We start from the raw sequence: 12,377 nt of genomic DNA, 5'->3' as shown, positions 1-12,377 counted from the left end.
GTTCTCTGATTATTTACGATTTTTCTTACGGTTCTGTCGCTGAGCCTTTTTCTTCTTTCGAGCTTGATTCTTCGCACGATTTGATTCCGCGCTAGTCTTACCCTTTTTCACAGAGAAGTCATCGTCACGATTTTCCTCGCCCGAACCAATTTCATTTACGCCACGCTCAACGGCATTTTCTGCCAACCTAGTTAGCTCAGTGTCATATTCATCGTCTTGAGATTGACGGACTGTAGCATCGGCTTTATGGATATTAAATATCGTTGCCAAAACTTCATCGCGGAGATTAGCTTGCAAACTTTCAAACAACTTCTGAGATTCTGATCGGTATTCCACCAAAGGATCACGTTGTCCAACACTTCGCCAGTGAATTCCCTCGCGCAAATGTTGCATATTTTCCAAATGTTGCATCCACAATGTATCCAACACCGCCATGTAAACTTCGCGCTCAACTCCACGCAAATCATCGGCGCCAATCTCAGCTTCTTTCTCCGCGTAAGCTTCTTCGGCCAGCTCCAGCGCCTTTTCATAGCGCAAACGATCTTTCTTTTCCTTACCAACCTTTTCAATTTTTTCCTTATCAACCGGGAAAATAACCGAGAAATCCTCGACAAACTTTGGATTATTCTTTGATGGAAGAGTTGTCAATTCGTGAACTTTAGCCTTCAGCAAACGCTCAATTTCTGGCTTAATATTGTCGCCTTCCAAAATCCTACGTCGCATAACATAAACGACGCGACGATGACGGTTAATCACATTGTCGTATTGAACAACATTTTTGCGCGTATCAAAATTGTAGCCTTCAACTCGCTTCTGCGCCGCTTCCAATGTTTTCGACACAGCCCGAGTTCTGATTGGCGTATCATCATCAACACCCAATCTGTCCATCAATGATGCAATTCGCTCGCCCTGGAAAATTCGCATCAAATCATCTTCGGTCGAAACGTAAAACTGAGTCTCACCTGGATCACCCTGACGTCCGCCACGACCACGCAGCTGATTGTCAATTCGGCGTGATTCGTGTCGCTCTGAACCGATAACAACCAATCCGCCAAGTTCCTTGACACCCTTGCCAAGCTTAATGTCGGTACCACGACCAGCGATATTCGTGGCCAAAGTAATCGCGCCTTTTTCGCCAGCTTTCGCCACAATCGCAGCCTCACGCTCATTGTTCTTAGCGTTCAGAATCTCAAATTTAATACCTTCTTTTTCCAAATATTTGGCAATTTGCTCGTTCTTTTCAATAGAACCAGAGCCAACCAGAACAGGACGACCTTGCTTGTGGTAATCCTTAATCGCCTCAGCGACAGCTTTCAGTTTGGCCTTTTCAGTCTTAAAAATCAGATCTTCCTTATCCTCGCGAATAACTGGTTTGTTCGGTGGAATTTGGATAACGTCAAGTGAATAAATTTGCTGGAACTCCTCAGCTTCGGTAAATGCCGTACCGGTCATACCACTCAATTTATTGTACAAACGGAAGTAATTCTGGAATGAAATTGTCGCCAAGGTCATGCTCTCTTCCAGCACAGGAACGCCTTCTTTTGCCTCAATTGCCTGGTGCAAACCTTCGTTGTAGCGGCGACCCTGCATCAAACGACCAGTATGTTCATCAACGATGATCACCTCGCCATCATTAGTTACGACGTAATCTTTGTCGCGCTTGAACAACGTCTGCGCGCGCAAAGCCTGATCCATGTGATAAACACTGCGCACGTGATCTGGTGTGTACAAGTTTTTTATTCCCAACAATTTCTGAACTTTTTCAACACCTTCGTCAGTCAAGGCAACACTTCGGCGCTTCTCGTCCAAAACGTAATCTTCTGGAACCAACTTCGCGGCGATTTTAGCAAACGTATAATAATTGTCAGGATTTTCAGCTGCTGGAGCAGAGATAATAAGTGGCGTACGAGCTTCGTCAATCAAAATTGAGTCAACCTCGTCAACGATTGCGAAGTTCAATTCACGCTGCCTGAGCAAATCAACGTCGTTAACCATGTTGTCGCGCAAATAGTCAAAGCCAAACTCGTTGTTAGTTCCGTAAGTAATGTCCGCAGCATAAGCTTCCTTACGCGAAACTGGACGAAGTTTTCGCATTCGAGGATCGTCGTGATGCTCATTGTCGTAATCTTTATCATAAACAAATGACGCTTCGTTAATAATCACACCAGTAGTCAGACCTAGGAAATCATATACTTGACCCATCCAACCAGCGTCGCGCTGCGCCAAATAGTCGTTAACCGTCACCACGTGAACACCCTTGCCCTCCAAGGCATTCAAGTAAGTCGGCAATGTCGCCACAAGAGTCTTACCTTCACCGGTCTTCATCTCGGCAACGTTGCCCTCATGAAGAACCATGCCACCAATCAACTGCACATCATATGGACGCTCGCCAATCACACGCTTAGCGGCTTCCCTAGCCACGGCAAACGCATCCGGCAAAATCGTATCAAGTGTCACACTCTTCTTCGACAAACGCTTTTTCAGCTCGTCAGTTTGCGCCCGAAGCTCCTTGTCGGACATCTTTTCATATTTGTCATTCAGACCGTTAATAACATCAACTTGCTTACGCAATCGTTTCAAAATCTTCTTCTGTGGATCGCCAAAAATCTTACTCAGCGCTTTTTGTTGTGTAATTGCCATAAACCTTAAAACTCCCTCACTTTCAGGCATTTTCAAAAATTTCTTTTATTATAACTTTTTTCGGGCAATTTGAAAAGAAAAAGCGCCCAGAATCTGAACGCTTTCCTGCTAATTTCATCTATCAATTATTTTCGACCGAAAGTTTGCTTTAGCTTCGCCAAAACCCCACGACTTCCGCCAACGTGAGCCAGCACATCGTCTTTGTACTTACGAACTTGACCATTCAGCCTAGCTTCAACAATATCCACCGCAGCCAAAACGTTCATGGTTGAATCCTTAGCTACAATTTTCTTATCTGGCACATTGATAATAACTTCAACCTCGTACTTGTTGCCGCCAGGATTGTCAATCTGCCTAATCTTCACATCTGCAGACGCACTTTTTCGCGCGTGGCGTGGCAAATATTTTCCCAACGAACCAATTTTCCTTTCAACGTATTTTTTTGTTGTAGCGTTCAGCTCATATTTAACGCCAGTAATTGTAATATCCTTAATCATTTTTCCTCCTACTAACTAATACGCTCTTATTATATCACGTCACGACCATTCATATATGGACGAAGTACTTCAGGAACAGTCAAAGTTCCATCTGGATTCTGGAAATTCTCCAAAATCACCACCAGAGAGCGAGCTAACGATACCGCAGTTCCGTTCAATGTGTGAACAGATTCAATCGTGCCATTTTCTCGCCTGACTCGAATATTCAAACCACGAGCTTGATAATCAGTACAATTCGAACAACTCGTCAGTTCACGATAAGTTTGGTCAACTGGCGACCAATATTCAATGTCATACTTCTTTGCAGCCGGGGCACCCAAATCGCCCGCCGCAATATTAACCACGTGATAAGAAATCCCAATTTGCTGCCAAAGCGCCTCTTCAACGCTAAGAATTTTCTCATGAATCTCTTTAGATTGCTCAGGCAAACAAAACGCATACATTTCCAGCTTATTAAACTGGTGAACTCGGAACAGACCACGCGTGTGCTTGCCGTACGTTCCCGCCTCTTTTCGATAGCAAGGACTATAGCCAGCGTACAGTAATGGCAAATCTTTTTCGTCCAAAATCTCATCCGCGTGGTAGCCGGTTAATGGCATTTCCGCCGTACCGATTAGCGTCAAATCTTCACCGTCAACTACATATTCATTGCTGCCTTCACCCTTCGGAGTAAAACCTGCGCCCTCAGCCGTTCGCAAATTGACCATATGTGGCACGGTCATAAATGTGAAGCCCTGCTTTGTTACGTAATCCAAGGCAAATTGAGTTACGGCATTTTCCAGCAAAGCCAAATCGCCCTTCAAATAATAAAACTTCGCACCAGCCACTTTAGCGCCACGTTCAAAGTCCGCCCAACCGCGACTTACGGCATAATCCAAATGATCTTTTGCGCCAGTTTTGCAATCGCCATAAACTTTTATTTCAACAGAATCTTCTTCACCACCCAAAGGCACGTCGTCAAAAGTGATGTTCGGGACGTTTTTAAGAATTGCCGCAACTTTTTCCTCGGTCGATTTCAAATAGCTCTCACGCTCTGCCAGCTCAACTTTCAATTGCTTGCCCTGATCAATTAGCTCTTGGTCTGGTCGACCGCCCTTCATCTTCGCTGAAATAACATTACGCTGTTCGCGTAGCGCTTCAACCTGCTTCTGCAAATCGCGGCGCTCATCGTCTAATTGCAACAACGCCGCAATATCAACTTTATAGCCTTTATCGTTTGCCGACTTTTGCACCAAATCGGCATTTTCTCGGATGAACTTAATATCTAACATACTTTCATTATATAACAATTCTGAATAAAAATAGTCTCAAGAGCAGTTGAAATACTGCTAAATTTATCTCTTTTAAACGTGAGAAATCATTCCAACACCAAGCATAACCAATAACACCAAACCTAATGCGAATCGATAAATTATGAATGGTCGGAAATTATTACTCTGGATAAACTTCAATAACCACGACACGGCCAAATAGCCAACACCGAATGAAATTGCCGTGGCAACTATAGTTGGAGTCCAGCCAACGCCGCCAGAAATGTGTTTATATTTGGTAGCGACTTCCAACAACCCCGCCGCAACTAGCGCTGGAATACCCAAGAAGAAACTTAATTTCGTAACCGACACGCGGTCAAATCCACGAAACAGACCGACTGAAATCGTTGCACCAGAGCGACTAATTCCAGGAATAAGCGACAAACACTGCCCCGCGCCAATCGCCAGCGTGTCTTTCCAGCTAGTCTCAGTTTCGCCACGCTTGTTATTTACCGCACGATTGTCAGCCAGCCACATAACAACACTCCAGCCAATAAGCCCGAATGCCACAAACCACAAACTGCGCAGAACTGTTTCAACTTCATGCTTAAATAATAATCCGACAATCGCAATAGGAATTGAACCGATAATAATTGCCCAACCATATTTATAATCAAACTTTCGACGCGCTCGTTTCCACCATAGACCGCGCCACCAAGCCTGCAGGATTCGCCAGATGTCGCTCCAGAAATAAATCACCGCCGCCAAAATTGCTCCGATCTGAATTATCGCTGTAAAAGCCACGACGCTCGGATCGTCAATTCGCATTCCCAACAATTTCTCGGCAATTGTCAAATGTCCAGTCGAAGAAATCGGTAAGAATTCCGTAATTCCTTCAACAATACCAAGGACAATCGCTTGCCACCAAGCCACGCTTAAAAATTACCTTTCATCCTTCAAGTGTAGCATTAGCAGTAAAATCATTCAAATGCATAGGCCTAAGATTCGGAATTTTCTGCTTCAATCGAATTTTGATAGAACAAGCCGCTAACATTCACGCCCGCAGGAGCATAAATTTTCAAGCCAGTTATCGGCTTATAAAACTTCAAGCAACCGTCAAAGAATATCGCGTTACACTTCTCAGAAACAGACAGCACGATTTTATCGCCATCGCGGCGCACGTTAATTTCTGGTTTATTCGCCTTTGGCAAATCCACAAACTCCGCCTCCACCTTAAATTTGTCAGAATTTATTCGCGAAACATTCCCCACTGGCATATCAATAAAAATTGAATTAGCGTTTGCCGTATCCGGAATATCGATATTTACTTTCTTCGTAAGTTGCTGCGATTCACGTGCATATTCCAAGCCAGCGGGCGCGCTAAATATTGCGGCGCTTGCCAAACTCATAAAAACAACGGACGCCGCCACGATCATTGTAATTACAGACATTCGATTGACCTTCCAAGCGAATATGCTACGCGTTACAATTGCGCCAAATATCACCGCCGCGATTCCGCCAATTGCCAAGGAAGTCCATACTCCCCACGCCCACATTTGCATACCCAAACCGCCGAGCATATCAATCATGGAAACGCCGAGCGCCCCGCCAACAATCAGCCCAAACAGTATCGCTAGCGTCGTAAGTAACACCATAACACCGATAAAATATTGGAAAAATTTCGCAATTGGAGTTTTTCCGGCAGACGCAGTTGAGCTTCCATCAGCGGAAGCTTCCTTAAGTGCAGCCAAAGTTACCGGCTTCCCGCGCATTCGTAATTTGTCCGACGCGGTTTTTGCTGGCGGCATTGACACCCACATTGCGAGATAAACCAGCACCATCGTACCGAATGTTACAAACGGCGAGACAATTGCAATTAGTCGCACCCACAACGGATTGATATTAAAGTACGCCGCTATTCCCGCACACACACCGCCAATGACAGCGCCGTCTGTGTCGCGCATCAATTGCTTTTCTGGTTTTTCATTATCATTTGTCAATTCATCAGTTGAGTCCTCGCTATCATCCGAAAAATCACGCGGTTCGCCCATTTGATTTTTAATCGCCAAAACGTCATCATCGCCAATAACGCCCTCTTTCATCACGCCACGCTCAGCCAAAATCTCAACCATTCGCGCCTCAATTTCCTTCATCGCTTCCGCGTCGGCGTGCATATTTTTCTGAATCGAATTAAGATATTTTTCTAGCGATTTCTTAGCGTCAATTTCCGCACTAAACGCCGTTTTTGCCAGATGAATCCTGGTTATTTCCTTCATTATTTTGTTCCTTTCTCTAAGTTATCAAGCGAATTATTTAGCATATTTATGCGATCTTTAAGTTCGTGAATCAATTGATCGCCGTGATCTGTCAATGAATAATATTTTCGCGGCGGACCTTGCTCGCTTTCCTGCCATTCGTGTTGCAAATATCCGTCTTTCTGCAGCCTATTCAGCAGCGGATAAATCGTACCTTCGACCACCGTTAAGTTCGAATCGTTCAATTGCTTAACGATGTCGCCGGCGTACTGCGCTTTATTAGAACAAACCAGTAAAACGCAGTAAACCAAAAATCCTTTTCGCAATTGGACCGCCAAGCTTTCCGCATAGCTATCAACGTCCACTCTTGCCTTCTTTCGGTATATTAGAACCCTTAATTTTGCCGTCTTTGATCAGAATTTGATAATCGCATTTCTTAGCCAAATCAACGTCGTGCGTCACGATAATCAGCGTTGCGCCTTCTTGCTTGTTGTAATTGAACAGCAATTCTTCCACCTTCGCGCCAGTTTCGCTATCCAAATTTCCCGTAGGTTCGTCCGCAAAAATAATCTGAGGACTGCCGACAATTGCCCGAGCAATCGCCAAACGTTGCTTCTGACCGCCCGACAAATCCTTCGCACGATTCTTGCGCTTCTCGTACAAGTCCACCGCCTTCAGCGCTTCATTGATCTTACTTTCCCTCAAACCCCTTGGCATTTTCACAATTTCCAGCGGCAAACTCACATTGTCCGCCACGCTTTCATTGCCCTGAACAAAGAAACTCTGGAAAATAAAACCTATTTTTCTCGCGCGGAACTCGTCAACTTGCTTTTGTTTCAATTTCAGAATATCCTGACCGTCAATAATCACCTCACCTTGCTGTGGTCGATCCAGGCCGGAAATTGCGTGCATCAGCGTTGATTTTCCCGAACCAGATTTTCCCAAAATCGCCACGCTCACACCCGTTGGAATCCGCAAGCTCACATCATTTAGCGCCACAAATTGGTTCTTCTTTTTGCCGTAAATTTTCGTCACATTTTTAAGCTCAATCATAACAACTCTCCTATTCCGTCCTTAACGCTTCAATTGGATCTAATTTTGTTGCCTTGCGGCTCGGCAGCCAGCCAGAAAGTACCGCCATAACCATTAGTCCGATTATCAAAAGTCCCATTTGCAGAGGATTAACGACCAATAGATTCGTACCTTGCTCCAATTTCAGTAAACTAGCAATCATAGGATTAAGTAGTGACATCAAACTTGCTAATCCAACACCAATTAAGCCACCAAGAAGTCCAACCCACGCCGCTTCATATCTAAACATTTTACCAATATCGCGACCTCGCATTCCCAAAGCTTTCATTAGCCCAATCTGACTAGTTCGCTCCAAAACCGAAATGTACATTGTGTTAATAATCCCAAAAACACTCGCCAAAAGCGCCAAGCCGCCAAACCCAATCAGCGCCATTTGAGCCACATTCACAAAAGTTAAAATAACTTTTTGCGTGTCCTGAATCGAATACGACTCATAATCCTTGCCAAGCTCATTCTTCACTGCCTCAACATTTTTCTCATCATCAACTGACGCAATTACGTAAGAATATTCATTAGGCAAATCTTTAGGGTGACTAAAGTCGTAAATATCCTTAGCGTCGTCCACAGAAACGCGCACAGTCGGCTGGTAAAACAGGATCGTATCCGAAGGTTTATCGACTGCTGCGACTTTCAGAGATATTTCCTTGTCAGCACCCTTGCTTGATGAAGTTCCTTTTTGCAATCCTAGTGTAATCGTTTGCCCAATTGCTGATTTTGCATCACTGAATCCCATTTTTTTCACGTAAGATTCTGAAATAACAACTTCACCCTTTTTCGGCATAAAATTATCCAAATCACCAGCTGCAAACTTCATTCGAGTTTTATCAAACTTCACAGTTACGCTAGGCACGAATTTCTTGTCGCTTGCCGAACTTTTGACATATAAAACTCCATACATAGAATAAGCTGGCGTCACTTTTTCCACGTGCGGGATTTTCTGTATTTTTTTCACGTCGTTATCAGTCATCGAATATTTCTCTATCGCCTTAGATTGACTATTTTCCGTATCTTCCGAGTCGCTATATTCCGGAAGATTACTATCAGATCCTGACGAGGTCACTTTTTTATAGACCGAAACGGATTTTTTATCACCAGCCGCGTCGACCAGACTGTTTGTATACAGACGGCCACCTTCTCCAGCCATCAGCGCCAATCCAATCGTAAATGCTCCGACTGAAATCGCCAGCGCGGTTAAAATCGTGCGGCCTTTTGATTGCCCCAAATTTCGACCGGCGCGTTTAATAATGTCAATTCTTCTCACATTAAGCTCCTTGTTGATTTACTATACATAGTACTATGTTATACAAGGTACCTTAAATAGTCAAGGTATTTTTGAAAATAATATTCAAAAAATCGCAGGCTCTGTCAGCTTAGAGATCGCTATTTTCGCCTAGCTTTAACTATCTTCGCCAAGCCATTAAGCGCGCGCTTATAAAAAGGCTCAGTACTCACACGCTCCCGCAACCCGCCGTCGTTCACACTGTCCTGAATCTCGTGACTGCCCGCAACAACCCCGTTTTTCTCTATCGACTCATTATCTACCAAACCAGCCATATATCTAGCAGCATCAAAAAACGTCGGATCTCCCCAAATCTTGACTTCTTCATCATCTCCGTAATCAATTACTGCGGAGATAACCTGCTCGTCGTCCTTATTGTAGATTTCATCATCAATTCCATCGTAATCATCAGTCTCTTCGTCGCCATACTCAGCATCAAAGCGTCCGCTATAAAATCGACAATCGGCGATAATACCACGACACAAATCACCTTGATCATTTCTCTGCCATACACTCATCAGCACCACCAAATTAGACGTAGGCAGATCAGCCTCCTCAAGTAGCTTAACAGATTGTCCTTTACTGATAATTAGACGACCACTTCCCTCTGCCCTAGACTCATCAATATACATCACATCCTGCGGCGATACGTCTGGATAAGTATCGAGTGTGTATAATACCTCAGGAGACATTGTCTCTGTTGTAACTTGTCGTAATCTATCAGGCACTCCATTATTATATTCTTCAGACATTTTATGACCTCCTCAATTTAATCTTATTCCTCATCATACTCATCTTCAATCTCTTGGTCCAGAATCTCTTCAATCACGTCTTCCAGCGTAATAATTCCCAGCTCCATCTCATCGTCCATCACCACAAACAAATGATTGTGCGTTTGAATGAATCGACTTAAGACTGTGTCCAGGCGCGACCTCTTGTCAATATCATAAATTTTATCGCGGTACAATTGGCTAATTGGCAACGGCAAATCTCGTCCAACGACATCCTTCACGTATAAAACTCCGACCAATTCCCCGTCAGACTGAACTGGAATTCGTGAATGTCCAGCGTGCTTTATTTGCGCCAAAAGTGTAGCATCTAACTCGTCATCCAAATCCACGACAAAAACCTCACTCATCGGCGTAACCAAATCGCCAGCCGTCTTTTTGCTAAACTGCAACGCACCCGCAGCAATGCGGCTTTCGTCATAATCAACCGGGCTATCCGACCTAACGGCGTGCTCGTGAATAATCTCCTCCAGCTCCTGATGAGAATATAATTGCGGCGTTTCCTTACCTAGCCAGCAATTCAACAATTTCGACATCGGCTGAGCAAGCGGCCAAAATAGCACGTAAATTACATCAAGCAACCAAAAGAAATATCGCACAAATCGATATCCACGCTGCGAGAAAATCGCCTGCGGCAAAATCTCGCCAAACATCGTGATAAGGAGCGTCGCAATCAAACCACCAACCACGCCATTTGTCATATTTCCCAGCAAAATTGACATCGCGGTATTCACGCCGACGTTACCAAGCAAAATACAGAAAATCAAATAATAACCGTCTTTTCGATATCGATACACCCGTGCCGCAATTTTGTCGCCCTGCCTGGCTTTTCGCTTCAAGTCATCAGGTCGCGCCATCATTAAACCAATATTCAGACCGGAAAATAGCCCAGAAAGCGCCAATAAAACAGTCGCCGCCAGCCATAATAAAACATCAGACATAATCACAACCTTTCACCCTTAACCGCAAACGAAGCTAGCGTGTCAGAAAATAACTCCAATAAAAAATCCATATCCTTAATTATAGCAAAATTACAAGTTGACTTGCGGATAAATCGCCCGAGTTGTTTCGTCAATTTCACTCTTAAGCTGCGGAAACGGCACACCTTCACGCGCTGTAACGCCCTCGAAAATCCAGAATACTCGCTCAGAATAACCCCAACCACAAGCCGGCGGCATTCCATATTCCAACATCTCAACGTAATCAATATCAAGCATCATCGCCTCTTCATCACCAGCGTCACGCATTTGCTGCTGCTCAAGAAAACGATTTAGCTGGTCAATCGGATCATTAAGCTCAGAGAATCCATTACCCAATTCCGAACCAGCGATCACCGGCTGAAAACGCTCCACCGTCTCTGGATTTTCCGGATTAGTCTTTGACAGCGGACTAATAAACTTCGGCGTGTTCACCAACCAAACCGGACCAGCAACATCTTTACGAATATTCTTCCATAATTTATCAATGCTGCGCGGAATAGAGTCAGTTTTTTCGACTTCCAAATTATACTCTTTCAGTTTAGCGGCAACTTCTTCAATTGTCGTGTTATAAACGTCGATTCCGTAATGCTTGCGAATAACTTCAGCGTAATCCCAAACTTCCCACTCACCACTCATATCGACGTTGAACTTGCCCAATTGGAATTGCAAAGTGCCAAAAGTCTTCTGAAGCACATCTTTATACATCGACTCCATAAAACGCATTCCCTGCTTCCAGTCCCAGTAAGCCGCGTACCACTCCATAGCAATATGCTCCGGCAAATGCTCGTCCGAGTAATTTTCATTGCGAAAACGCGGACCGAGATCATAAACTTTCTCAAATCCAGCGCCAATCAATCGCTTCAATGGCAATTCATGACTAATTCGCAAATAAAACTGCTGATCGCCCAGTGCATCCATATGCGTCACAAATGGGTTCGCGTCCGCACCGCCAGTTGTGTGCTCCAAAACAGGAACATTAATCTCAATGAATCCATGACTATTCAAATAATCTCGCGTTGCTTGCCAAAACTTACTTCGGCGAATGAATCGCTCGCGAACTTCGGGATTGACATTCATATCAACATAACGTCGGCGCAAGCGCTCTTCCTTGTTCTCTAATTTTTCTGGCATTGGCCTCAACGATTTAGTCAATAGTCTGATCTTGCGCACACCAACGGACTTTTCACCCGTTTGCGTGGTGGTCATTACGCCCTTCGCCTCGATAAAATCGCCCGTGTCTAGCAATTTAAGCTGCTTCATTCCAAGCACACCGCGCGCAGCATCTAATTCCGCCACGTCATCACGCTGCAAGTAAAGCTGCACATCGCCAGATTGATCGCGTAATTTAATAAACGCCAATTTGCCAAAACTGCGAATAGATGCCACGCGACCCGCAACAACAACTTCCTTACCAGCTAGCTCATCGTACTTAGACAAAACCTCAGCACAAGTGTGAGTTCGTTCTGATTTTGCTGGATACGGTTCAACGCCTAATTGACGTAACGTTTCCAGTTTTCGTAGTCGTTCATTGCGATAATCTTGAAGTGTAGCCATAACAGAGATAATTATAGCACATTATGCGCGGCAGATCTCGCC

General features: G+C 44.4%; 11 protein-coding genes. All 11 read right to left on the bottom strand.

The window, feature by feature from the left end; genetic code table 11:
- Positions 1 to 9: 9 nt before the first annotated feature.
- The 11 genes from secA to LRM46_RS02255 all read right to left on the bottom strand — a co-directional run bounded on the left by secA (position 10) and on the right by LRM46_RS02255 (position 12,335).
- Positions 10 to 2,640, bottom strand: a complete 2,631-nt coding sequence (gene secA, locus LRM46_RS02305) for a preprotein translocase subunit SecA (RefSeq protein WP_243812866.1) — start codon at positions 2,638 to 2,640, stop codon at positions 10 to 12.
- 125 nt (positions 2,641 to 2,765) lie between these two features.
- Positions 2,766 to 3,137 (bottom strand): ribosome hibernation-promoting factor, HPF/YfiA family, encoded by a 372-nt coding sequence (hpf, locus tag LRM46_RS02300; RefSeq protein WP_243812865.1) that lies wholly within the window; start codon positions 3,135 to 3,137, stop codon positions 2,766 to 2,768.
- A 29-nt stretch (positions 3,138 to 3,166) separates the two neighbouring features.
- Positions 3,167 to 4,408 (bottom strand): serine--tRNA ligase, encoded by a 1,242-nt coding sequence (gene serS, locus LRM46_RS02295; RefSeq protein ID WP_243812864.1) that lies wholly within the window; start codon positions 4,406 to 4,408, stop codon positions 3,167 to 3,169.
- Between the two features lie 72 nt (positions 4,409 to 4,480).
- Positions 4,481 to 5,320 carry an undecaprenyl-diphosphate phosphatase gene (locus tag LRM46_RS02290; protein ID WP_243812863.1) on the bottom strand — a complete coding sequence of 280 codons (840 nt, stop codon included), beginning with the start codon at positions 5,318 to 5,320 and terminating at the stop codon, positions 4,481 to 4,483.
- 65 nt (positions 5,321 to 5,385) lie between these two features.
- Positions 5,386 to 6,663 carry a PspC domain-containing protein gene (locus LRM46_RS02285; protein WP_243812862.1) on the bottom strand — a complete coding sequence of 426 codons (1,278 nt, stop codon included), beginning with the start codon at positions 6,661 to 6,663 and terminating at the stop codon, positions 5,386 to 5,388.
- On the bottom strand, positions 6,663 to 7,007 hold the full coding sequence (locus LRM46_RS02280) for a PadR family transcriptional regulator (protein ID WP_243812861.1): 345 nt from the start codon (positions 7,005 to 7,007) through the stop codon (positions 6,663 to 6,665). Before LRM46_RS02280 ends, LRM46_RS02285 begins: the two co-directional genes overlap by 1 nt.
- The gene (locus LRM46_RS02275; protein ID WP_129743900.1) at positions 6,997 to 7,695 is read right to left on the bottom strand and encodes an ABC transporter ATP-binding protein; all 699 of its coding nucleotides are present in this window, start codon (positions 7,693 to 7,695) and stop codon (positions 6,997 to 6,999) included. The genes LRM46_RS02280 and LRM46_RS02275 overlap by 11 nt, the downstream gene beginning before the upstream one ends.
- Before the next feature lie 10 nt (positions 7,696 to 7,705).
- A complete protein-coding gene (locus LRM46_RS02270; protein WP_243812860.1) occupies positions 7,706 to 8,995 on the bottom strand; it encodes an ABC transporter permease in 1,290 nt (429 codons plus the stop codon).
- A gap of 119 nt (positions 8,996 to 9,114) precedes the next feature.
- Positions 9,115 to 9,765: a hypothetical protein gene (locus LRM46_RS02265; RefSeq protein ID WP_243812859.1), complete on the bottom strand. Its 651-nt coding sequence runs from the start codon at positions 9,763 to 9,765 to the stop codon at positions 9,115 to 9,117.
- 23 nt (positions 9,766 to 9,788) lie between these two features.
- On the bottom strand, positions 9,789 to 10,742 hold the full coding sequence (locus LRM46_RS02260) for a CNNM domain-containing protein (protein ID WP_243812858.1): 954 nt from the start codon (positions 10,740 to 10,742) through the stop codon (positions 9,789 to 9,791).
- A gap of 90 nt (positions 10,743 to 10,832) precedes the next feature.
- Complete coding sequence (locus LRM46_RS02255) at positions 10,833 to 12,335, bottom strand: lysine--tRNA ligase (protein ID WP_243812857.1); 1,503 nt, start codon at positions 12,333 to 12,335, stop codon at positions 10,833 to 10,835.
- Positions 12,336 to 12,377: the final 42 nt, after the last annotated feature.

Source organism: Candidatus Nanosynbacter sp. HMT-352 (genome assembly GCF_022819345.1).
In the GTDB taxonomy this organism is placed as follows: domain Bacteria; phylum Patescibacteriota; class Saccharimonadia; order Saccharimonadales; family Saccharimonadaceae; genus Nanosynbacter.
The sequence above is the reverse complement of the archived record's forward strand: the minus strand, read 5'-3'. Positions and strand labels throughout refer to the sequence as shown.